The organism is Nisaea sp. (genome assembly GCF_017640745.1).
Classification (GTDB): domain Bacteria; phylum Pseudomonadota; class Alphaproteobacteria; order Thalassobaculales; family Thalassobaculaceae; genus Nisaea.
In genome coordinates this window covers 64190-84574 of the sequence record NZ_JAEPQA010000015.1, presented here as the reverse complement: position 1 = coordinate 84574, position 20385 = coordinate 64190, and the positions used below count along the sequence as shown (strand labels likewise).

Below are 20385 nucleotides of genomic sequence, written 5' to 3'. Positions count from 1 at the left end.
CCGGAGAGACCGTGTGAGCACCGAGACCGGAACAATTTCAGCGACACCGGCCAAGGCACTGCTTCTGGCCGGATGGTTCTTCGCCTCGGTCTTTTTCCTCTATGCCTTCGTCCTCAGGGTCTCGCCATCGGTCATGGTCGACGACCTGATGCGCGAATTCGCCGTCGGCGGGGCGATCCTCGGCAATCTCTCGGCGGTCTATTTCTACGTCTATGCCAGCATCCAGATCCCGGTCGGCGTCGCCATCGACAGGCTCGGCGCGCGCCGGCTCGCGACCGGTGCGGCGGCGATCTGTACCGCTGGCGTGATGGTTTTCGCGAGCGCCGAAACGATCGAGATGGCCTATGTCGGCCGGTTCCTGATCGGGCTTGGCTGCGCCTGCAGCTTCGTCGCCGCGCTGTCCGTGGCTGCGATCTGGTTTCCGGCACGCTTCGCGCTTCTGGGGGGGCTTGCCCAAGCCCTGGGCGTCCTCGGCGGGATCCTTGGGCAGGCGCCCTTCGGCTATGCGGTGGAACAGATCGGCTGGCGCGACACCAATTGGGCTGTGGCGATCGGTGGCGCTGTGCTGACGGTCTGCCTGTTCCTCACCGTACGCGACAAGGTGCAGGCGCATGACGAGCCGGCGCGCCCGCTCCTCGAAGGGTTGAAACGCGCGCTTTCCAACCGGCAGACCTGGCTCGCCGCGGCCTTCGGTGTCGGCATGACCGGATCCATGCTGGCGTTCGGCGGGCTCTGGGGCGTGCCGTTCCTGATCGAGGCGCGCGGGATGACGAAGCCCGAAGCGGCGGCGCTCGCCTCGGTGATGTTCTTCGGCTGGGGGATAGGCGCCCCGGTTATCGGGTGGCTTTCCGACAAGCTGGGCAAGAGGCGGCGCTTCATGGTCGCGGGCGGCCTGCTGGCGACCGTGGGGATCTCGCTGGTGATCCTTTTCCCGGCAATGCCGCTGCCGCTTCTGCAGGCGGTGCTGGCGCTGCAGGGTTTCGGGTCCGCCACCATGGTGCTGAGCTTCGCCGTTGCCCGGGAGCACAACCCTGCCTGGGCCAACAGCGCCGCGCTCGGGATCATCAACAGTTTCGTCGTCGGCAGCGGTGCCGTGCTGCAGCCCTTCATCGGGTATCTGCTCGATCTCGGCTGGCAGGGACGGATGGTTGACGGTGCGCGTGTCTATGCGCTGGAAACCTTCGAGACCGCTTTCCTGATCCTGCCTCTCTTCTGTCTCGCCGGTGTCGCGGCGGCTTGTTTCATCCGGCTGCCGCATAACCGCTAGCCGTTTCGCTCAGAGCAATCCCCGTGCCTTGAAACTGGTATGGGCGGCGCGGCCGACGATGATGTGGTCGTGCAGCACGATGCCGAGCACCGAGGCCGCCTGGCGGATCTGGTTCGTCATCTCGATATCGGCCTTGGACGGCGTCGTATCCCCGCTCGGGTGATTGTGCACCAGGATGAGGGCCGTCGCGCCGAGATCGAGGGCGCGGGCGACGACCTCGCGCGGATAGACCGGGGTGTGGTCGACGGTGCCTTCCTGCAGCACCTCGTCGGCGATGATCCGGTTCTTCTTGTCGAGGAAGAGCACGCGGAACTGCTCGCGCTTCGAGAAGCCCATCGCGGCCCGGCAATAGGCGATGAGCTGATCCCAGGAGGAAACGACGGCACGTTCGCGGACTTCCTCCTGCATCAGCCGGATTGCGGCGGCACGGACGGCCTTGAGCGCGATCGCCGTGCTTTCCCCGACGCCGCGGACCTTCATCAGGTCTTCCGCCGGGGCGGAGATGATCTCGGAGAAGCTGCCGAAGCGGTCCAGCAGCATTTTCGCCAGCGGCTTCACGTCGCCACGCGGCCGCGACTGGAACAGCACCAGTTCCAGCAACTCGTAATCCGCGACCCGCTCCGGGCCGGTCTTCAGGAAACGGTCGCGGAGCCGGCGCCGGTGGCCGGCGTTGTAGTCTGGGTTCAGAAGATCGTCGCGTGGCACGGAAGCGTCCTCCCCTCGGGATCCTTGGCATTGGAGCCATGGGAGGGGCGGGACGGTTTTCCGGGATCAGATCTCGTAGGGCGGCTTGGTATAGCCCTTGGGCGAGAGCGTGAAGATCTCGCAGCCGTCGGCGGTGACGCCGATGGAATGCTCGAACTGGGCCGAGAGCGACCGGTCGCGGGTCACCGCGGTCCAGCCGTCGGGCAGGATCTTCACCGCGTACTTGCCGTCATTGATCATCGGCTCGATGGTGAAGAACATGCCTTCCTGGAGGATGGTGCCTTCGCCCTTGTTGCCGTAATGCAGCACGCTTGGCGGGGCATGGAAGGTGCGGCCGAGACCGTGGCCGCAGAAATCGCGCACGACGGAGCAGCGCTGGTCTTCGGCATATTTCTGGATCGCGTAGCCTACATCGCCGAGGGTCGCGCCGGGCCGTACCTGCTCGATGCCGAGCATCAGGCAGTCATAGGTGATGTCCATCAGGCGCTTGGCCTTCACGCTGACCTTGTCGCCGACGCCGTACATCCGGCTGGTATCGCCGTGCCAGCCGTTCAGGATCACGGTGACGTCGATATTCAGGATGTCGCCGTTCTCGAGCTTCTTCGGCCCCGGAATGCCGTGGCAGACGACATGGTTTATCGAAGTGCAGATCGACTTCGGAAAGCCCTTGTAGCCGAGCGGCGCGGGGGTCGCGCCATGCTTCAGGATGAAGTCGTGGCAGAGCTTGTCCAGTTCCTCGGTGGTCACACCGGGCTGAACGTAGGGCGTCAGATAGTCGAGCGTTTCCGCAGCGAGCTTGCCCGCCTGACGCATGCCCTGGAAATCGAGCGGGCCGTGCAGCTTGATGGCGCGGGAAGACTCATCCTGGGCGAGTGAAGGATCTTGCATTCTGTTCCATTTGCGCGCGGTCCGGGCCGCGCCTTGTCTCTAGGGTGCCCGCCATAAATGCGGACCGGGGCCGCCAGCGTCAAGTCAATCCGCGCCGCAAGACGCGTGCTCAGGGCCAGATGACGGGCAGGGCGCGGCGCACCGAGATCGCCTCCGCCGTGATCTCGCAATCGTAGCAGATCGCCTCGACACCGGCCTTGCGGGCGGTGCGCAGGGCCTCGGCATAGCCCGGATCGATGTCTTCCGCGACGCAGAACCGGTCGCAATCCATCCGCTGGACGAGATAGACCATGACCGCCCGGTTGCCCTTTGCGACCTCGTTGCCGAGCTCGACCAGATGCTTCGCGCCGCGCTTTGTGACCGCATCCGGGAACTCGGCGGCGCCCGGATTGGGGCCGTCGTCGCGCTTCAGGTGCACGTTCTTCACCTCGGCGTAGCAAATGCCTTTCGCCGGATCCTCGAGATAGAGATCGATGCGGGAATTCTCCCCGTAGCGCACTTCCCGGCGGAGAGATGCATAGCCGGCGAGTTCCGTGATCGCACCGGATCTGACCGCTTCCTCGACGATGGCGTTCGGATGGCCGGTATTGATGCCGACGAGGCCGCCATCGGTCCCGATCAGCTCGAAGGTATAGGCGAGCTTGCGCTTCGGATTGTCCGATTTCGAGAGCCATACCGTCGAGCCCGGCTCCTGCAGTCCGATCATGCCGCCGGGATTGGGACAGTGCGCCGTCACTTCGGTCCCGTCGGCGAGTCTCACATCCGCGAGGAAGCGTTTGTAGCGCTTGATCAGAATGCCTTCGTGGAGCGGTGTCGGAAGTTGCATCGGGGCGTCCGTTGTTTCATGGTTCGCTTGCTCTAAGTTCCCGAGACCTCATAGCAATCCCGGTCCGCCATGTCAGACGAAACCGTCACTTCCGCCTTTCTCATCATCGGCAACGAAATCCTCTCCGGCCGCACCAAGGACAAGAATCTCGGCTTCCTCGCCGAGAAGCTGACCGAGGCCGGGATCCGCCTTTCTGAAGTGCGCGTCGTGCGCGACGAGGAGGGCGAGATCGTGGAGGCGGTGAACGCTCTGCGCGAGCGATACACCTACGTCTTCACCTCGGGCGGCATCGGGCCGACCCATGACGACATCACCTGCGCCTCCATCGCGGCCGCCTTCTGCCTGCCGGTGATCCGCAATCCGGAAGCGATGCGGCGCATGGAGATCCACTACAAGACCATCGGCCGCGAGTTCAACGAGGCGCGCAAGAAGATGGCCGAGACGCCGGAGGGCGCCGAGCTGATCGACAATCCGGTCTCGACCGCGCCGGGCTTCATCATCGGCAACGTCCACGTCATGGCGGGCGTGCCGAGCGTCTTCCAGGCGATGGTGCTCGAGCTGCTGCCGAAGCTGAAACATGGCGAGAAAATCCAGTCGCGCGCGGTGAGCTGCACCCTCGGCGAGGGCGTGGTCGCAGAGGCGCTGGGCGAGATCCAGTCGCGTTATGCGGATGTCGAAATCGGCAGCTATCCCTATTTCCGCGCCGGCTATTTCGGCACCACGCTGGTCGCGCGCGGCACCGACATCGCGCGGCTGGACGCGGCCGCGGAGGAGATCCGGCAGATGATCCGGGACAAGGGCGGTGAGCCGATCGAGGCGAGGCCAGAAGAAGACGCAGAGGAGACGCAGAATGCCGGTTGAGATCGAGCGCAAGGAGGTCGGCACCGGGAGCGTGGTGACGCTGACCTGGGACAATGCCGAGAAGCTCAACATCGTCAATTCCGAGGGGATCGGCGCGCTGACCCTGGCGATCTCCGAGCTGGAGGAGGATGACAGCCTCCGCGCCATCGTGCTGCGCGGCAAGGGCACGAAGGCCTTCATCGGCGGCGCGGACATCAACGAGATGGCGGCCTGCGACCCGGAGAAGGCGGAAGCCTTCATCTCCCGCCTGCACGGCCTGATGAAGGCGATCCGCGAGTGCCGCGTGCCGGTCATCGCCGCGATCGACGGCTACTGTCTCGGCGCGGGCATGGAGATTGCAGCCTCCTGCGATATCCGCATCTCCTCCGACGAGGCGAAGTTCGGGATGCCGGAGGTGAAGGTCGGCATCCCCTCGGTGATCGAGGCGGCGCTGCTGCCGCGGCTGATCGGCTGGGGCAAGGCAAGCTATCTCGTCTATACCGGTTCCATCATCGACGCGCGCACCGCCCGCGACTGGGGCTTCGTCGAACGACTGGTGACCTCGATGTCGCTGCCGGAAATCGCCGCCCAGACGGCACGCGATATCGCCGAGGCCGGACCGGTCGCGATCCGTATCCAGAAACAGCTGCTGAAGGTTTGGGAGGAGGAACCGCTCGAAGCCGGCATCGAATCCGGCATCGAGGCCTTCGCCGCCGCCTACGAGACCGGCGAGCCGCAGGCGATGATGCGGGCGTTCCTCGATGCAAAGAAAGCGAAGAAGGGCGCCGCCTGACACATGCGCCGGATGGCCGCGCTTCCGGTCCTGATCATGGTGCTCCTTCTCGGAGCCGGACCGGCGCGTGCGGCCTCCGTCGATGGCGTCTGGGGTTTCGTCGGGGATGACGGTAAGCCGCGCTGCAGCGGCACGGCCGTGCTGGTCTTCCGGGACGGGCAATATGCGCGGGTGCTGCCCAAGCTCGGCACGCTCGCGGGCGAGAAGGTCTATGTCTTCGGAAGCTCCACCTACCGGATCTCCGGAGATCGCCTGGAGGTCGAGCCTGTCTATACCTGGACCGCGCCCGAGCCGGCCCGGTCCTATCTCATCAGGCGCGGCGCCGAGCCGGCTCTGGTCCGCGAGGGCGAGCAGCCGGCGACGCTGCGGCCCTGTCCGGAGCTAGACGCTAGTCAGTTGATTCCGTGATGCTTTCGGGCGCATACTCGGAGCAATGACAGGCAGGCGGGAGGACCGGTCCCATGGCTGATCAATTTTCCAGCGCGGAACCGCAGGACGAAACCCCGGCGCGGCGCCCGGCACCGAAGCGCGAGCATCTGCCGGAACTCGACGCCGAGACCCGGCGGGAATTCATCGCACTCTACACCGATGCCTCCGAGAATCTCCGCTTCGCCAAGGCGCAGCAATGGCACACGCTGGTCTATTTCTCCGCCCTCTGCGTCGGCGTGGTCGCGGTCGGCGTCTGGCTCCGCTGGGGCGATGTCAGCCTGATCGCCTTCCTATTCTACCTGCTCTGGATCTTCAGCATCGCCACGGTCGGCACGATCCTGATGCTGCAGAGCTGGCAGAGCGGCGAGGCGAAGAAGCAGGCCTTCATCCGCGCCCATCTCGGCGAGCTGACCCGCGCCGCGCTGGCGCAGAAATCGCGCGTCACCGGCGATGTGCACCGCTACATGATGCTTGCCTTCATGCTGCTCTATGTCGAGATGGCGACCCTCGCGGTCTCGCGGATGCTCTGGCCGCACTTTTGATAGGGGTATCTGGCGCGTTTCTTGCGTTCCTTTGGTTTCGTCCACTTGTCAGGAGGCACGAAATCATGGGCACGAACGTTCTGAGACGACCCGATACCGGCGCGGGAACCCCGGCGTCTACCGCTAAAGGCTGGAAAAAGCTTGATCTTTCCGAGCTCTTCTCGCGGGAGTTCCGGATCGGCAAGGACGGCATCTATTGCGCCGCGCTCTCGGCACAGATTGCCGGGCAGGAAAAAGACGCCGGCTCCGACTGACGGGAGAGCGGTGTGGTTGATGCAATCATTTACCAGGGTGCTTCAGGCGACCTGTTGAGCGGCGGCAAATCGGCGCCACTCGATGTCGGCAAGGCGAATGTGTTCCGGCAGACCTTCAACGGCGTCTACAGCAATCTGATCGATCCGGAACCCGAAACGGACACCGGAGCGACGGAGGGGCTGTCGCCCGCGGCCGCGGCTTTCATGGCCTATATGATGAAGACTCCCGAGGAGCTCTATTTCGAGCGCATCCTGAAGGAGAAAGGCCTCACCCCCGAGCAGTACGAGATGTTGCCGCAGAAGGAGAAAGCGGCGCTGCGCGAGGAGATCATGGAGGAGGTGAAGCTCCGCATGGAAGAGGATGCGGCCAAGAAGGCGGCGGGCAAGGAGGTCTGACCTCCGGGCCTCAACATCTGATCGAACGCAAGAGGGCGCCAGAAGGCGCCCTTTTTGTTTTTTGTCTCTTTTATCCCGTCATCCCGGGCCTGACCCGGGACCTCAGGCAGAATAGAGCGAAGACCGTTGTCGCAAGGTCCCGGATCAAGTCCGGGATGACGGTTAAAGGTGGATGACGTCCAGAACCTATTAAGGTTCGGCCCCCGTCCTCAGACCCCGCGAGCGGCTTCCTCGAGCAGGGCGGGGTTGCTGACGATCCCGCTGCCGCTCGGCAGGTTGGCGAGCTCGTCCGCAACCGCGCTTGCGAGCGCCAGCGCATCCTCGCGGGAGAGATTGTCGTTCACGCTCTCGGCGACCGAAGACGCGCCGCGCGCGCCGCCGCTGACCGAAACGGAGACGGCGCCCTGGGCGCCCTGGCTCTGCGCCGGGCCCTGCGGTCCGTCCGTCCGTTTCGCGGGCGTGGTCTGCGTGCGCGCGACGTTCTGCGATGCGAGCGTGCTCTTGATATCCATGAGGAATCCCTTCGGCTTTCGTGCCTGTATGAGGGAACTTTAGCTTTCGACGGGCGTTTTGTCACCAGCGCCATGGTCTGCGCCCGGCGCCGGACGCGTTTTCCTGACCGCGATCCGGAAGTCCGCGCAAGCCGGTGGAGCGAATCATCGGCTGAAGCGGAAGGACGGGCGGACGCGTTGGAGCAGATACATCAGTTCATCGACAGCTACTACGTGGCGGAGTGGGCCTCGATTTCCGGCCTCGTCATCTCCTTCTTCGGTTTCGCCGTGACGATCCTGAACGTCGTCCGCTCGCGCGACGCCGCGACCCGTGCCGAGGAGGCGGCCGAACGGGCGATCCGCGCGATCACCGGGATCGAGATCGTCGACGGCCTTGCCGACGCGATCCGACTCCTCGACGAGATCCAGCGGCTGAACCGGCTCGGCGAATGGCTCCTGGTGCTCGACCGCCACCGGGCCTTCCGCAACATCGTCGGCGACCTCAAGGCGAACGACTCGATCAGCAAATACAAGAATATCGGCCGCCTGCAATCCGCCTTCCAGCACTCCTGCACCATGTCGAACACGATCGAGCTCTTTCTCGACGGGGGTGGCACGGCGCAGAGCGTGAACGTGGCGCAGATGAACAAGGTTCTTTCCAAACAGTCGGAACATCTCGGTGCCCTGATGGTCGAGATCCGCACCGCCGTGGGAGCAAAGCAATGATCAGCGAGAAACTGGGCGAGATGGTCGCCCGCCTGAAGCAGCGCACGGAAGAGGGCAAGGTCGACTGGGAGGAGACCTCCACCCGCGGCCGCTTCCAGACCACCCTGAACGACCATTCCCTCGTCATTGCCGAGCAGGAGAACGAGGACGACCCGGAGGTCATGGATTACTGCGTCACGATCTACAATCGGGACGGCGACGATATCGAATGCTTCACCGACCGCGACCTCGGCGAGGTGCCTGAAGCGAACGCGGAAGAGACCTATCGGGCGATGATGAAGGAGATCCACGCCATGGCCCGCCGAAAGGCGCTCGGTGCGGAAGAGGCGGTGGATGCGATCCTTGAGGTGCTGGACCAAACCGAAGAGGAAGAGGGGAAGGATCCGAAATAGGGCCGCCTTTCTCTCGGCGTGATCTGGCCGCTATCATGCGGGCATGAAACGCCGCATCGACCTTCCCGTGCTTGCGGGGCTCGTTCTCCTGCTGTGCCTCTCCCGGACGCTGCCCGCGCTGGCGGACGAGGAAAAGCCTCTCGCCTTGGTGCCGCCGGAGATCCACGGGCTCTGGGAAGTCGCGGAAATCGACTTCGCGGGCATCAGCGCCGTCGGCCCGGAGGAGGTCGGCAAGTTCGTCGGTCGCCGGATCGAGATCGGCAACGCCCACATGGACCTGTTCGGCTACCGCTGCCGCATCGACCGGTACGAGGCGGAACTGATCGACAACAATGTCGGTTTTTTCGGCGAACGCTTCCTGTTTTCGAATCATCTCAAGACCTCCGGGCTGCGCAAGGCGCCGGACTTTTATCCCGAAAGACTGATGCTGGAGCTGAAATGCGCCGAGGCGGATAGACCCTTGGTCGCGGAAGAGGACGCGGTCTTCTTCTGCCTTGCAGGCGGTAGGCTCGACGGGAAGGGCTTCGACTATTTCGGCGAGGGCGTGCTGGTGACGAGCTGCGACGGGGCGGATTACATCCTAAGGCGGGTCGCAGTATAGCACTGGTGGCCCCGGAGGGACTCGAACCCTCACGTCCGAAGACTCGCGATTTTAAGTCGCGTGCGTCTACCAGTTCCGCCACGGGGCCGGCCGGGCGTTAAGCAGTTCTAGCTACAGGAAGTTCGCCGCCGCGCCAAGACGTCCCGGCGCGGCGAAAGATAAGGCAAGGGCGGTTACTCCGCCGCCTTGGCGGCCGCGCCCTTGTAGACCGGCAGGCGCCAGTCGGCGTGATCTTTGGTCCGGCCCTCGCAGACGTCGATATAGGTCTGCTGCAGCTTTTTCGTCACCGGGCCGATGGCACCGCCGGAAAGCGGCAGGCGGTCGATCGAGAGGATCGGGGTGACCTCCCAGGCGGTGCCGCAGAAGAAGGCCTCGTCGGCGGCGGCGAGCTCGCTGCGGTCGACGGACCGCTCGACGGTCTCGTAGCCGGCCTCGCGGGCGAGCTGCAGCACCGTGTCGCGGGTGATGCTTTCCAGAATGTCGTTCGAGGTATCGGGCGTGATGACCTGGCCGTTCCGCACCATGAAGAAGCACATGCCCGGGCCCTCGGCGACCTTGCCGCGGCTGTTGAGGAAGATCGCGGTGTCGTAGCCGTCCACCGTCGCCTGCACGGTGGCGAGGCGGCCGTTATTGTAGTTGGCGTTGCACTTCACCCGCATCGGCATGGCGTTGTCCGGCACGCGCATCCAGGAGCTGACCTGCGCGCTGATGCCGTTCAGCACGTTGGCCGAGCGCGGCCGCTCCAGCGCGGTGATGGCGAGGCCGACCGGGCCGCAGGCGCCGGGGCCGCCCATGCCGGCGACATAGCAGGAGGTCATGATGTGCAGGTTGGTGCCGGCGAACTTGTTGGCCTTGAGCAGCTCCAGCGTCTTCTCGGTGACGAGATCCGCCGGGATCGCGCCGTCGAAGCGCATGAAGCGCTGGGAGAAGTCGAGCCGGTCCATGTGCTCGTGCATGCGGAAGAGATAGAAATCCTCGTCCTGCTCGTTCCAGTAGGCGCGCAGGCCCTCGAACACGGTGGTGCCGAACTTGAAGGCGGCCGAGGCGACATGCACCGTCGCGTTGTCCCATTCCACGATCTCGCCGTCGATGACGGCATATTTCGGCGTCGACATTGCCGCGTCCTTTCCTGTGTTCGTTGAGCGGGGACAGGCTGCCGGCGGGCGCCGCACGCCCATTGGTAGTCTGACCCCCTGAATTGTTCTGATGACAATCCGGCGTTTGTCGGCCAGGCCGCCCGGTGCCATATTTCGAGCCTAGAGCGTTGCCGGACCTGCTACAAGCGCCTCTCCGGCACCCCTGAAAAGAAGGACGAGACGGAATGTCAGGTGCAAGCGACCGCCAGGACTACAACATGCGGCTCGCCTATATCGCGCTGCTTTGCGGCGGGATCATCGGCGCGCTGAGCTTCGGCATCCGTTCCGGCTTCGGTGTCTTCCTGCCGCCGATCACCGCCGAGCTCGGCGTCGGGCGCGAGGTCTTCGCCTTCTCGCTGGCGATCCAGAACCTGCTCTGGGGCGCGACCCAGCCCTTCGCCGGCGCGATCTCCGACCGCTACGGCCCGTTCCGGGCGATCTGCGGCGGCGCGCTGATCTATGCCGCCGGCACCGTGCTCGTCGCCTATTCGACCTCGGCCGGCATGCTGCATCTGAGCGCGGGCGCGCTGGTCGGGGCGGGGCTCTCCGGCACGTCCTTCGGCATCATCCTCAGCGCCGTCGGCCAGCTCTTCCCGCCAGAGCGCCGCTCCTGGGCGCTCGGCGTGGTCGGCGCCTCGGGCTCGCTCGGCCAGTTCCTGCTGGTACCGGTCGCGGGCGGCCTCGTCGCCAGCATCGGCTGGAAGGACGCCGCCTTCTTCATGGGCCTCGCCTCGCTGGCGATGATCCCGCTCGCGTTCGCCTTCTGGACCGTGAAGGGCACCAAGGCCAATCCGGTTCCGGCGGACCAGAGCGTCGGCCAGGCGCTGAAGGAGGCCTTCACCTACAAGAGCTACTGGCTGCTGGTTGCGGGCTTCTTCGTCTGCGGCTTCCAGGTCGCCTTCATCGCCGTGCACCTGCCGGCCTATGCGACCGATCTCGGCCTCACGGTCGCCATCGGCGCCAATGCGCTGGCGCTGGTCGGCCTGTTCAACGTCATCGGTTCCTACAGCGCGGGCGTGCTCGGCGGGAAGTTCTCGCGGAAATATCTCCTCAGCCTGCTCTATCTCGGCCGCGGCGTGGTCATCGTCGCGATGCTGCTGGCGCCGCCGAGCGAGATGATGATCTATGCCTTCGCCGGCGCCATGGGGCTGCTCTGGCTCAGCACCGTGCCGCTGACTTCGGGGCTGGTCGGGCAGATCTTCGGGATGCGCTACATGAGCATGCTGTTCGGGATCGTCTTCTTCAGCCACCAGATCGGCTCGTTCCTCGGCGTCTGGCTCGGCGGGCGGATCTTCGACGAGACCGGGTCCTATAACGGGATCTGGTATATCTCGATCGCGCTCTCGGTCTTTGCCGGACTGGTGCACTGGCCGATCCGCGAGCACGCCATCGAGCGGCAGCCGGCACCGGCGGAATAGCGCCGGCGGTGCCTCAGGCGCCGTTCAGCAGACGGATGCCTTCGAGGCGCAGCTGGTTGGCCTTCTCCGGGCCGAGCAGCAGTTCGGTCATGCGGACCTGGGTATAGAGCTGACGCTGGGCGTCGTCGGGATCGAGTGCCGAGGCGTTCCGGCTCCGGATCTTGCTCAGCAGGGCCTCGGACTGGGCGCCGATATCATGCTCCAGCTCCGCGAGCCGCTTGTTCACGTCGCGCTCGATGCCGAGCTCTTCCGCGAAGCGGTCGGTGATCATCAGCGAGACGATCCGGTCCTCGACGGTCTTCTGCGCCGCGACCGGGTCCCGGCCGCTGTCCAGATCGCCGAGGGACGAGAGGCTGGACGCGACCTGTCCGTCGACCGCCTCCAGCATCTCGCGGCGGACGAGATCCGCCATCTCGGTCTTTGTACGCTGCACCTGCCGGTTCTGCATGCGTGAACCGGAACCGCTGACGGCGCGGGCGGCACCGAGGATGTCCTTGACGAATTTCTCCGTCTGCAGAGCCAGGTCCTGACCGCTGGTCGAGCTGTGGATCTTCTCCTCCAGGCCGCGGATTTTCTCCTCGGTCTGGCTGACGATGGCCTGGTTCGCGATCTCGGTGATCCCGGATACGTCGGCCACCGTTCCGGCGTCCTCGGCGCGCTGCATGATCTCGACGATCATCGACGGGTTCTGCAGCCGGGCGAGGATGACGAAGACGATGAACTGGGTGTTGGCTGGACGCTGGCGGTGCACGGTGTTGAGCGCCGTGCAGATATGCTCGAGATGCGCGTTCGTCACCTGGCTGAGGCCGGAGGACGGCAGGGCTTTCCGCAGCTCCATGACCGGCACGGCGACCTCGAGGACGCCGACCATCTCGATCAGCGCCTCGAAAACGGGTTCGCCGCCAAGTTGCTCGATGATCGCCCGTTTCTTGTTCTTGTCCCGCTCCGCGTCGGTGAGCACCTGACGGAGCCGGCCGGCGGCATAGCGCCAGAAGCCGGTGCCAAGCTCGATCAGCGCCGCGTCGTTGTCCTTCTCGATCTCCTCGAGATCGTCCTGATACCGCTGCACGCGATGGGCTTCGGCATGTTCGAGGAACAGCTTGTAGCAGGGCACGATGGCGCTGCGCGGGATCCGTCCGACCGCCTTGCGCGGTTCTCCGGAGGTGTAGAGCAGGTCGGCGAAAGGCTCGGCGAAGAACCGCACCAGGGTCGCCTGGCGCTCCGGCTTCAATATCGCGAGCCGGGGGCGCAGTTTCGCCATGACCTGGGCGACGGCCGGCGCCTTCTTGCGGTCGAGCGAACGCTTCTCGAGCTCTGCCACGAGATTGGTGAGGTCAGCCTCCGGAATCCGGAAGAGCTGTCCGTCGAGATCGCCGAGATTGATCGGGCTGCCGTCCGAATCTGAACTCATTCGCCTATCCGAAGCTCCTTGCCAGGACCTTTTCCTGCCTGAGCATGCTCTGCAGGTCGATGCTGCTCTGTCCGCGCACTTCGTTGCGGGACGCCGAAAGCCCGAGACGTTTCGCGAAATCCAGCCATCGGGCATGGCTTTCCCTGTCCACTTCGTCGCGCGGCAAAAGCGGCAGTCCGGACAGGATAACCGAGACCGCCGCAAGTTGCTCTTCCCGGCTTGCGCGCAGCGCATTCTCCCAGATCGCGAAGATCACCGGCCAGCCGTCTTCGAGCCACGGGATGCGCGCGCTGAGCCGCTCGAGATCGAGCTTGTGGCGGGACCAGTTCTGCAGCGTTCCGGAAGGGTTGTTCGCAAAGGCGTCGATCTCGTCGAACGCGGCCTGCCAGTAGAGATAGGTCTCGTCGAGTACCTCGGTCACCAGGCCCGCCGGGTGGCCTTCCGGCAATTCGCTGGTCCGCATCCAGTCCCTGAAGGAGCTGCGGAAATGATCCGCGTCCGAGAAGATCTTCCGCAGGCGTCCCGCAGGCTGATGGCGCGGCAGCCCGACAAGTTCCAGAAGGTCTGCCCACTCGGTCATCGCCAGGGACAGGGTATCTGGGGCGATGTTCAGCATTCTTGAAATACGGCCGAGCAGACCCTGTACTTTCTGCTGTCCCGCCGGAAGGCTGAGGGCCGCGAGGCTGAGGTCGAGATCGGTGTCGAGAACCGCCTTCACCACGTGGCTGGTGAGGGCGAGGCTGATGCGCAGCTGGATCTCCGTGGAGCGGGTGCTCGCCGCGTAGGCGGCCGCCGCGGCATCCTCGCCGGCGAGACCGGTAACCGAGGCGCGAATCACGGCATCGCGGACCGCATCCGGCGTGACGGTTTCTATGTCGCTGATATTCTCCTGCAGCACGCGATCGTAGACCGTCAGCTTGAAAGTCTCCGGCACGCCGTTCCAGCCGATGACATAGACTCCACGCCCGCCGGAGAGCCCGGAAATAACCATCTCGAGGCGTCCACGCTCGCCGTTCCGCACCCGCGCCATGGCCACGCTCGGCGTGGTGAATGGGACCGCAACGCCCCGCTCGGCGAAGCTCGCAGGCCAGAAATGGGTCGCTGTGGTCGATTGGTTCGCCATACCTTCGTTGTCCGTCTGCCCAGTTCTACCGTCAGCGCGATCAAAGGGTCTTGCACCCTGCATTTGGCCGCAAAAAGATCGCATTTTCAACGGAATTTCAGAATGTTAACGGTTTCGGACAAGAGTTGCAGAAACCTAAAGGTCCTTCGCGCCGCCCGCCTTACTGCTCACGGTTGCATCCATATTGGCGAGCATGTCGTTCAATTGCTCGAACCTCAATGCGCCTCTGACGCCCTCGCTCCGTGACCGGTCGAAAATGTTCCTTATGTGCATCAACGAAGTGCAGCAATAGCCCAGCAACCAGTACCGGTAATGCGATGTAATCAGGAAGTTTCGAAACGCGACCGGATCTCCTTCTTCAATAAATTTCCGGTAGCATGAATCGAAATCCTTGAATATCTGGTTAATATTCCCGACCACGTTCAGAATCTTTTTCAGTACGCGCTCCTTGAACATTTTTTGCTGTTCGAGAAAAGCCCGGTGCTGCCGGTGGTCTATCGGCAGCGACTGCTCTGATTTGATCCATCCGATGACTTCGGCGATCTGCGGTTTGTTTTCCTCGAACTGGTACTGATAGAAGGAAACGCCCTTCCAGGCGCTGAAGACGTTGGCGACTTCCTTGTTGTCGATCTTGAAAGCCTCGATGAAGAGCGCGGCTTCCGGGATCGTCGGGTCCCAGATCGCGTCGATGAAACGCTGCGTCTTGGCGCTGTCAGTGTCGTCGGCGCCGAGCGCCTTGGCGACAATCGGGCGTACCTTGTCGCGAATCACCGACTGAATGTTGTCTTCTTCGCCATCCTTCATCTGCAGATAGGCCGGGTTGTAGGAGAGTTTTTCTCGGTCCAGCGCGGTCTTGAGCAGGAACGGATCGAGCGAGGGCAGGTCGTCGATCAGCGACAGGCGTCTGAAGTCGCGGGTCATCGCCTCGGTCATGTGACCTTGCGCGATCCCGACGTAACGCTGCAGCAGCTCCTCGGAGTCCTTCTGGCGCAGATAGACCGCATAGCCGCCGTCCTGCGGGAACTCCTCGTTGTTCGGGATATAGATGGCGGTCTCGACCGGACGCTCGTCGGAGAGGGCGGCGTCCTTGCCGCCGAAATCGATCTTGGTCTTGTCGGAGACCTCGACCTTGAAGTTCGGATACTTGAAGATGATGACGCGGTTCAGGCTCGGGATCTCGAAGAAATTCTGTCCCTGTTCCAGATCGAGCGTGATGCCGAGGACGTTCCAGGTGACGCTCGGCGGCCCATAGATGATCTGGTCCAGGATCGGCGTAAGCTTGCGCCGCTTTTCCTGCGCACCGCCGCCATTGCTCTGCACCAACATTCCGCGCTCCCGGGTGAACCGACAATATCTATGCCGCCCTGTCTAAGTTTCGGATAGTGCAGGATCGGGAACCGGGAATCCAGTTGTGTCACCCGGACATATGTCGGTTCATACCGGGGGTCGAATTCAGCGTGACGACCCGCCCAGAATGCGGAAGCGCTTGAGATAGGCCTGTTTCGCCGCGGTCGGCGACATCGGTTCGATGATCATATCCGTGCCGGTCTTCGGTTTTCCGAATATTTTGTCCGCTTCGGACTTCGAGAAGCCGGCCAGTTGTGTCGCCTCGAGGTAAGCCGCGATTCTGTCCGCGCGTTTGATCTTGGCGGTGATCTCCGCCGGTAGTCTGGCCGGCAGCCCGAACCTTACATGCACCGCGCCCTCGAGCCGTTTCTCGACTTCTTTGTAGTCTGGACCGATGACCGCCTTGAAAGGGGTGATCATGTCGCCGACGACATATTCCGGGGCATCGTGCAGCAAGGTCGCCAGGCGCCATTTCAGAGCCAGGTCGGGATCGAGCCGGTGAACCAGTTTCTCGACCAGGATAGAATGTTCGGCGACCGAATAGGGCCAGCGGCCCTCGGTCTGTCCGTTCCAGCGCGCCACCCGGGAGAGACCGTGCGCGATATCCTCGATCTCCACGTCGAGCGGGGAGGGGTCGAGCAGGTCCAGTCTGCGGCCGCTCAGCATGCGCTGCCATGCCCTCGGCCCGGTGGCGGTTTTCGCGCGCGTCACGTCCTCTGTCCCTTCTTGCCGGTTCGGCGGCGTCCCAGATAGACGAGAATGCCGAAACCGATCAAGGGAAGGCTCGCGCAGGCAAGGACGCGGTTGGCTATCATGATGCTGCGGCTCTGGAAGCGGTCGAGCTCCATGATCAGGATGCAGCGGTCGCGTGCCTCCGTTTCTCGGTAGGCTGCCTTGCAGGTTTGTTCCTGGAGCATATAGGTTCGCTCGACAGGTGCGAGATCTTCAGACCAGCGGTCGAGAAACAACCAAGCGAACGCACCGATCCATAGAATGGAAACGGCGATGAAAGCCGGCCAAATCACGCTGGATATCAACGGTTTTGCTTGTGATTGTTTCGCCATTTTAGACAAAATGCATGGAAACCAAGTGATTGAAAGAATTTGTTCAGATGTTGATGCGATTCTGTTACCGTGATTTCAAGAAGAATTCGCACAATAAAAATGGAGATTTTACTGTGCATCTCAAGGTTTTCGCCAAGTCCATGCTGGCCGCCGCCGTCGCAACCGTTTTCCTGTCGGCGGCACCGCAACCCGCCGGCGCTTACGATCCGCGCGGAATGACCGGACCGGGATTCCTCGCTCTTGCCGACGGGCGGCTGATTTCCGGCTGGCTGACCGAGGGGAACCGGGCCTTCTACTTCAAGCTCGAGAAGCGCAAGGTCTACTCGCTGCATGTGCCGGCGCAGAACGGTTTCGAGGAATTTTACGAGACGGGAACCGTTCGGCCGACCAAGGAACATTACTGCCTGACTCCGTTCGACAGCGAGACCGAACGCTGCCTCCGCGTCCGCCTGCTCGAGAACAACGAATTCGAAAGCACCGACGACGAGGGCAATCGCATCTCCCGCTGGTGGCTTGCGGCACAACAGTAATCGCGGATCGGGGGAGAGGCCGCTCTTGACCTCTCTCCCCGTGCGTTCCAGTTTTGCGGTCTGACTTTCCTGATTTTTTGCGCCAGGACATTCGATGACCGCCGATACGCAAGCCGTCCCGCCCGCCGGGGGAGCCTTCTCCGACGTCAAGGTCATCAGCCTGATCGGCGTCGCGCATTTCTTCAGCCATTTCTATATCCTGCTGTTGCCGCCGCTGTTTCCGGTACTGCGAGAGCAGTTCGGCGTCAGCTTCCTCGAACTCGGCCTGATCATGACGATCTTCAGCGGTGCGACGGCGAGCACGCAGCTTCCGTTCGGTTATCTCGTCGACCGGTTCGGCGCCCGCTGGATCCTCATCGGCGGGTTGGCCCTCGAGGCGCTGGCCTTTCTCCTCATCGGTTTCGGCGACACTTACTGGGGGCTTCTGGCGCTGATGGCCGTCGCCGGCGTCGCGAACGGGGTCTATCACCCGGCCGACTACGCGATCCTCTCCGCCTCGGTCTCCGGGGCGAGGATGGGACGCGCCTTCAGTCTGCATACCTTCGCCGGTTTCGCCGGTTTCGCTGTGGCGCCGCCGCTCGTCATCTTCCTCAGCGAGATGATGGGATGGCGCTCTGCGCTCGTGGTTTGCGGCATTGCCGGGCTCGTCACCGCGGCGGCGCTACTGATCTCGGCCCAGAGCCTCCATACCAAGCGCAAGACGGAGGAGGGAGCGGCTAAACCTGCTGCGGCGTCGGCCTCAAGCCGCGCGCTGTTGTTCTCGTTCCCGATCCTGATGTGTCTCGGCTTCTATACGATGACAGCGATGGGGTCGGGCGGCCTGAACAACTTCCTGGTTTCCGCGCTCAATCTCGTGCACGGCACCGAGATTCCGGTCGCGACCGGCGCGCTCACCGGCTATCTCGTCGGCACGACGATCGGGATCCTGTTCGGCGGTTACCTCGCCGACAAGACCTCCAACCACAATGTGGTCGCCGCGTTCTGTTTCTTTGCGACCGCGGTGATGATCGCCATGGTGGCGACGGTCGATCTGCCGGAGCCGCTGCTGCTCGCATCCTTGACGGCGCAGGGCATCATGCATGGCATGATCATGCCGTCGCGCGACATGATCGTCCGCTCTGTCACGCCGGACGGGCAGTACGGCAAGGTCTTCGGCTTCGTGACCACCGGTTTCAGCATCGGCGGCATCGTTTCGCCGATGATCTTCGGCTTCATCCTCGACGAATTCGCGCCGGAGCTGGTGTTCTATGCCATCGCCGGTTTCATGATCCTGTCGATGTTCACCGTCTTCACCTCTGTCCGCTGGCGTCGGCAACCAGCGGCGGATCCTGCCTGATCCGGCTTTCCCGGAGCCAGATATAGAGCCCGGCGCCGATCACCAGCACAGCGCCGGCGCAGGTCCAGAGATCCGGAAGCGTGTCGAAGACGAGCCAGCCGAAAAAGGTTGCCCAGAGCATCTGCACATACTGGAACGGCGCCAGCAGCGACGCGAAGGCGTAGCGGTATCCGAGGATCAGCAGGCATTCCGCCGCGAGCGCGAGCAACCCGATGACAGCGAGTACCGGCCAGCTTTCGGGTGATGGGAGCGGGCCGGTCCCGGGCAACATAAAGGCCGAGCCGACGAGCCCGGTCAGTCCCGTCAGGAACGTGGTCGCGGCAATCGGTGTCCCCGTGCCCGCATGGCGCGTCATCAGTGTGAAGACCGAAAAGAAGAAGGCGGTCGCCAGCACCATGAAATGCGCGGGGGAGAGTTCCTGCAGGCCGGGGCGCAGTATCACCAGGATGCCGCCGAACCCGACGGCGACCGCGCTCCAGCGCCTGATGCCGACCTGCTCCTTCAGAAAGAGAACGGACAGCCCGACGGTGATGATCGGCGCCATGAAGGTGATCGCTGCCGCCTCGGCCAGCGGCAGCTGCGTGATTGCAGTGAAGAAAAGCACGGTGGAGACGAACATGAAGCCGCCGCGCAGCGCGAGGAAGCCGAACCGTCGTCCGCCCAGCATCGTCCTCAGGCCGAGAAATGGCGTCAGGGCCAGAAGGACCGCGAAATGAACCGCATAGCGGAAGAAAGTCACCTGCTCGACCGGCACCATGGCGCCGCTTTTCTTGACCAGCATGTCCATGGTCGAAAAGCAGGTGAAGCCGGCGATGATCAGGCAGATCGCAAGGGCGGGTCGGTGGGCGCTCGCGCCGGTCATGGTCGGGTCCGATCCGGAAGAGGGTGGGTCAGCGTCTGATCGGGGTCGGTGTCGGCGGCTGCTTCTTCACCTGCCGCTCCCGCACCCAGACATAGAGACCGGCGGCGACAATCGCCCCCGCGCCGATGAATGTCCAGAGGTCCGGAACATCTCCGAACAGGAAGAATCCGTAGACAGTCGACCAGACGATGATCGTGTACTGGAACGGCGCGAGGATCGAGGCACTCGCATAGCGGTAGGCATAGATCAGGATCTGGTGGGAAACCCCGCCGATCCCCCCTATCACCATCAGCAGCAGCCATTCCGTCAGGGTTGGCGTTTCCCAGTAGAAGAAGGCCAGCAGGCAGGCTCCTGCGGTGCCGATCATCGCAGTGTGGAACAGCATCGCGACCGGATCCTCGGTGCGGTTCAGGGCCCGGGTGAGGAGCGCGAAGACGCTGAACATGGTCGCCATCGCCAAGACCAGGAAATAGGCCCAGTGGATGTCCTGGAACCCGGGACGGAGCACCACCAGCATGCCGCCGAAGCCGATGGCGACGGCGGACCAGCGCCGGATGCCGACCGTCTCGCGCAGGAAGAAGGCCGAGAGGGCGACGGTGATCAGCGGCGCGACGAAACCGATCGCGTTGGCTTCGGCCAGTGGGATCTGGGAGATCGCGGTGAAGAAGCAGAAGGTGGAGGCGAGCAGCAGCAGGCCCCGGATCGCCACCTTGCCGGTCTGGCTTGTCTTGAAGGCACGCCGGACTCCGAGGATTGGAAGGATCATCACCATGGCGAGGAAGTGGAAAAAGTAACGGCCCCAGATCACCATTTCGACTCGGATCGTCTCGGAGGTGAACTTCGCCAGCGCGTCCATCGTCGCGAACATCGCGATCGCAACAACGCTGAGGCCGATGCCGAGCGCCGGATTGCTGAGGCCGCCATCCCCGGCGGTTGCGGGCGCTCGTGTGTCGCTCATGAAGAATGCATCCTGAAAAGGGGTGCGCACGATCGGCGCACACGCTCCTT

Annotated in this window: 25 protein-coding genes and 1 tRNA gene; 13 read left to right on the top strand and 13 right to left on the bottom strand. The window is 63.7% G+C overall.

Translation table 11 applies throughout. From position 1 onward, the window contains the following. Positions 1 to 13 precede the first annotated feature (13 nt). Positions 14 to 1267: an MFS transporter gene (locus tag JJ959_RS12170; RefSeq protein ID WP_292883993.1), complete on the top strand. Its 1254-nt coding sequence runs from the start codon at positions 14 to 16 to the stop codon at positions 1265 to 1267. 9 nt (positions 1268 to 1276) lie between these two features. Here the strand turns inward: JJ959_RS12170 and radC are convergent, their stop codons facing one another. From radC to sfsA, 3 genes are all read right to left on the bottom strand, one after another. Beyond that, on the bottom strand, positions 1277 to 1972 hold the full coding sequence (gene radC, locus JJ959_RS12165) for a DNA repair protein RadC (RefSeq protein ID WP_292883991.1): 696 nt from the start codon (positions 1970 to 1972) through the stop codon (positions 1277 to 1279). Between the two features lie 66 nt (positions 1973 to 2038). Then, on the bottom strand, positions 2039 to 2860 hold the full coding sequence (map, locus tag JJ959_RS12160) for a type I methionyl aminopeptidase (protein ID WP_292883989.1): 822 nt from the start codon (positions 2858 to 2860) through the stop codon (positions 2039 to 2041). Positions 2861 to 2969: 109 nt separating this feature from the next. Then, positions 2970 to 3686, bottom strand: coding sequence for a DNA/RNA nuclease SfsA (sfsA, locus tag JJ959_RS12155; protein ID WP_292883987.1), 717 nt, complete (start codon positions 3684 to 3686; stop codon positions 2970 to 2972). Between the two features lie 69 nt (positions 3687 to 3755). Between sfsA and JJ959_RS12150 the strand changes: the two genes are divergently transcribed. The 6 genes from JJ959_RS12150 to JJ959_RS12125 all read left to right on the top strand — a co-directional run bounded on the left by JJ959_RS12150 (position 3756) and on the right by JJ959_RS12125 (position 6940). Further along, positions 3756 to 4547 (top strand): competence/damage-inducible protein A, encoded by a 792-nt coding sequence (locus JJ959_RS12150; RefSeq protein ID WP_292883985.1) that lies wholly within the window; start codon positions 3756 to 3758, stop codon positions 4545 to 4547. Then, positions 4537 to 5319, top strand: coding sequence for an enoyl-CoA hydratase (locus JJ959_RS12145; protein ID WP_292883983.1), 783 nt, complete (start codon positions 4537 to 4539; stop codon positions 5317 to 5319). The genes JJ959_RS12150 and JJ959_RS12145 overlap by 11 nt, the downstream gene beginning before the upstream one ends. 3 nt (positions 5320 to 5322) lie before the next feature. Further along, the gene (locus JJ959_RS12140) at positions 5323 to 5727 is read left to right on the top strand and encodes a hypothetical protein (protein WP_292883981.1); all 405 of its coding nucleotides are present in this window, start codon (positions 5323 to 5325) and stop codon (positions 5725 to 5727) included. A gap of 53 nt (positions 5728 to 5780) precedes the next feature. After that, a complete protein-coding gene (locus JJ959_RS12135; protein WP_292883979.1) occupies positions 5781 to 6290 on the top strand; it encodes a hypothetical protein in 510 nt (169 codons plus the stop codon). Between the two features lie 65 nt (positions 6291 to 6355). After that, positions 6356 to 6544, top strand: a complete 189-nt coding sequence (locus tag JJ959_RS12130; RefSeq protein ID WP_292883977.1) for a hypothetical protein — start codon at positions 6356 to 6358, stop codon at positions 6542 to 6544. A 12-nt stretch (positions 6545 to 6556) separates the two neighbouring features. After that, positions 6557 to 6940 carry a hypothetical protein gene (locus JJ959_RS12125; RefSeq protein ID WP_292883975.1) on the top strand — a complete coding sequence of 128 codons (384 nt, stop codon included), beginning with the start codon at positions 6557 to 6559 and terminating at the stop codon, positions 6938 to 6940. Between the two features lie 209 nt (positions 6941 to 7149). Here JJ959_RS12125 and JJ959_RS12120 read toward each other — a convergent pair whose 3' ends face one another. Further along, positions 7150 to 7452: a hypothetical protein gene (locus JJ959_RS12120; protein ID WP_292883973.1), complete on the bottom strand. Its 303-nt coding sequence runs from the start codon at positions 7450 to 7452 to the stop codon at positions 7150 to 7152. A gap of 177 nt (positions 7453 to 7629) precedes the next feature. Here JJ959_RS12120 and JJ959_RS12115 point away from each other — a divergent pair, with 177 nt between their 5' ends. The 3 genes from JJ959_RS12115 to JJ959_RS12105 are packed head-to-tail and all read left to right on the top strand — an operon-like array spanning position 7630 to position 9150. After that, positions 7630 to 8157: a hypothetical protein gene (locus tag JJ959_RS12115; protein ID WP_292883972.1), complete on the top strand. Its 528-nt coding sequence runs from the start codon at positions 7630 to 7632 to the stop codon at positions 8155 to 8157. After that, entirely contained in the window at positions 8154 to 8549 is a 396-nt protein-coding gene (locus JJ959_RS12110) for a hypothetical protein (RefSeq protein ID WP_292883970.1), read from the top strand. Before JJ959_RS12115 ends, JJ959_RS12110 begins: the two co-directional genes overlap by 4 nt. Before the next feature lie 43 nt (positions 8550 to 8592). Further along, positions 8593 to 9150, top strand: a complete 558-nt coding sequence (locus JJ959_RS12105; protein WP_292883968.1) for a hypothetical protein — start codon at positions 8593 to 8595, stop codon at positions 9148 to 9150. Between the two features lie 3 nt (positions 9151 to 9153). Here JJ959_RS12105 and JJ959_RS12100 read toward each other — a convergent pair. Continuing rightward, positions 9154 to 9238 (bottom strand) — tRNA-Leu (locus tag JJ959_RS12100). Positions 9239 to 9323: 85 nt separating this feature from the next. Continuing rightward, positions 9324 to 10265, bottom strand: coding sequence for a branched-chain amino acid transaminase (locus JJ959_RS12095; RefSeq protein WP_292883966.1), 942 nt, complete (start codon positions 10263 to 10265; stop codon positions 9324 to 9326). Positions 10266 to 10471: 206 nt separating this feature from the next. Here JJ959_RS12095 and JJ959_RS12090 point away from each other — a divergent pair, with 206 nt between their 5' ends. Beyond that, positions 10472 to 11704: an MFS transporter gene (locus JJ959_RS12090; protein ID WP_292883964.1), complete on the top strand. Its 1233-nt coding sequence runs from the start codon at positions 10472 to 10474 to the stop codon at positions 11702 to 11704. 13 nt (positions 11705 to 11717) lie between these two features. On the opposite strand, the gene JJ959_RS12085 is transcribed toward JJ959_RS12090, so the two are convergent. The 5 genes from JJ959_RS12085 to JJ959_RS12065 all read right to left on the bottom strand — a co-directional run bounded on the left by JJ959_RS12085 (position 11718) and on the right by JJ959_RS12065 (position 16649). After that, positions 11718 to 13115, bottom strand: a complete 1398-nt coding sequence (locus JJ959_RS12085; RefSeq protein ID WP_292883962.1) for a hypothetical protein — start codon at positions 13113 to 13115, stop codon at positions 11718 to 11720. 4 nt (positions 13116 to 13119) lie between these two features. Next, on the bottom strand, positions 13120 to 14238 hold the full coding sequence (locus JJ959_RS12080) for a hypothetical protein (protein WP_292883960.1): 1119 nt from the start codon (positions 14236 to 14238) through the stop codon (positions 13120 to 13122). Between the two features lie 135 nt (positions 14239 to 14373). Next, entirely contained in the window at positions 14374 to 15564 is a 1191-nt protein-coding gene (locus JJ959_RS12075; RefSeq protein WP_292883958.1) for a hypothetical protein, read from the bottom strand. 126 nt (positions 15565 to 15690) lie between these two features. After that, a complete protein-coding gene (locus JJ959_RS12070; protein ID WP_292883956.1) occupies positions 15691 to 16296 on the bottom strand; it encodes an HD family hydrolase in 606 nt (201 codons plus the stop codon). Continuing rightward, the gene (locus tag JJ959_RS12065) at positions 16293 to 16649 is read right to left on the bottom strand and encodes a hypothetical protein (protein WP_292883954.1); all 357 of its coding nucleotides are present in this window, start codon (positions 16647 to 16649) and stop codon (positions 16293 to 16295) included. The genes JJ959_RS12070 and JJ959_RS12065 overlap by 4 nt, the downstream gene beginning before the upstream one ends. A 113-nt stretch (positions 16650 to 16762) precedes the next feature. Between JJ959_RS12065 and JJ959_RS12060 the strand changes: the two genes are divergently transcribed. Together JJ959_RS12060 and JJ959_RS12055 are read left to right on the top strand one after the other, a co-directional pair. Then, the gene (locus JJ959_RS12060) at positions 16763 to 17179 is read left to right on the top strand and encodes a hypothetical protein (protein ID WP_292883952.1); all 417 of its coding nucleotides are present in this window, start codon (positions 16763 to 16765) and stop codon (positions 17177 to 17179) included. Between the two features lie 94 nt (positions 17180 to 17273). Then, entirely contained in the window at positions 17274 to 18515 is a 1242-nt protein-coding gene (locus JJ959_RS12055) for an MFS transporter (RefSeq protein WP_292883950.1), read from the top strand. On the opposite strand, the gene JJ959_RS12050 is transcribed toward JJ959_RS12055, so the two are convergent. Together JJ959_RS12050 and JJ959_RS12045 are read right to left on the bottom strand one after the other, a co-directional pair. Further along, complete coding sequence (locus JJ959_RS12050) at positions 18469 to 19377, bottom strand: DMT family transporter (RefSeq protein WP_292883948.1); 909 nt, start codon at positions 19375 to 19377, stop codon at positions 18469 to 18471. The two genes, JJ959_RS12055 and JJ959_RS12050, sit on opposite strands and share 47 nt — an antisense overlap. Positions 19378 to 19405: 28 nt before the next feature. Continuing rightward, the gene (locus JJ959_RS12045) at positions 19406 to 20335 is read right to left on the bottom strand and encodes a DMT family transporter (protein ID WP_292883946.1); all 930 of its coding nucleotides are present in this window, start codon (positions 20333 to 20335) and stop codon (positions 19406 to 19408) included. Between the last annotated feature and the right edge of the window lie 50 nt (positions 20336 to 20385).

Coding starts and splice junctions, on each gene's coding strand:
- map (WP_292883989.1), bottom strand. CDS start 2,860: ATGCAAGATCCTTCACTCGCCCAGGATGAGTCTTCCCGCGCCATCAAG.
- sfsA (WP_292883987.1), bottom strand. CDS start 3,686: ATGCAACTTCCGACACCGCTCCACGAAGGCATTCTGATCAAGCGCTAC.
- JJ959_RS12150 (WP_292883985.1), top strand. CDS start 3,756: ATGTCAGACGAAACCGTCACTTCCGCCTTTCTCATCATCGGCAACGAA.
- JJ959_RS12145 (WP_292883983.1), top strand. CDS start 4,537: ATGCCGGTTGAGATCGAGCGCAAGGAGGTCGGCACCGGGAGCGTGGTG.
- JJ959_RS12140 (WP_292883981.1), top strand. CDS start 5,323: ATGCGCCGGATGGCCGCGCTTCCGGTCCTGATCATGGTGCTCCTTCTC.
- JJ959_RS12135 (WP_292883979.1), top strand. CDS start 5,781: ATGGCTGATCAATTTTCCAGCGCGGAACCGCAGGACGAAACCCCGGCG.
- JJ959_RS12130 (WP_292883977.1), top strand. CDS start 6,356: ATGGGCACGAACGTTCTGAGACGACCCGATACCGGCGCGGGAACCCCG.
- JJ959_RS12120 (WP_292883973.1), bottom strand. CDS start 7,452: ATGGATATCAAGAGCACGCTCGCATCGCAGAACGTCGCGCGCACGCAG.
- JJ959_RS12110 (WP_292883970.1), top strand. CDS start 8,154: ATGATCAGCGAGAAACTGGGCGAGATGGTCGCCCGCCTGAAGCAGCGC.
- JJ959_RS12105 (WP_292883968.1), top strand. CDS start 8,593: ATGAAACGCCGCATCGACCTTCCCGTGCTTGCGGGGCTCGTTCTCCTG.
- JJ959_RS12095 (WP_292883966.1), bottom strand. CDS start 10,265: ATGTCGACGCCGAAATATGCCGTCATCGACGGCGAGATCGTGGAATGG.
- JJ959_RS12090 (WP_292883964.1), top strand. CDS start 10,472: ATGTCAGGTGCAAGCGACCGCCAGGACTACAACATGCGGCTCGCCTAT.
- JJ959_RS12085 (WP_292883962.1), bottom strand. CDS start 13,115: ATGAGTTCAGATTCGGACGGCAGCCCGATCAATCTCGGCGATCTCGAC.
- JJ959_RS12080 (WP_292883960.1), bottom strand. CDS start 14,238: ATGGCGAACCAATCGACCACAGCGACCCATTTCTGGCCTGCGAGCTTC.
- JJ959_RS12075 (WP_292883958.1), bottom strand. CDS start 15,564: ATGTTGGTGCAGAGCAATGGCGGCGGTGCGCAGGAAAAGCGGCGCAAG.
- JJ959_RS12065 (WP_292883954.1), bottom strand. CDS start 16,649: ATGGCGAAACAATCACAAGCAAAACCGTTGATATCCAGCGTGATTTGG.
- JJ959_RS12055 (WP_292883950.1), top strand. CDS start 17,274: ATGACCGCCGATACGCAAGCCGTCCCGCCCGCCGGGGGAGCCTTCTCC.
- JJ959_RS12050 (WP_292883948.1), bottom strand. CDS start 19,377: ATGACCGGCGCGAGCGCCCACCGACCCGCCCTTGCGATCTGCCTGATC.
- JJ959_RS12045 (WP_292883946.1), bottom strand. CDS start 20,335: ATGAGCGACACACGAGCGCCCGCAACCGCCGGGGATGGCGGCCTCAGC.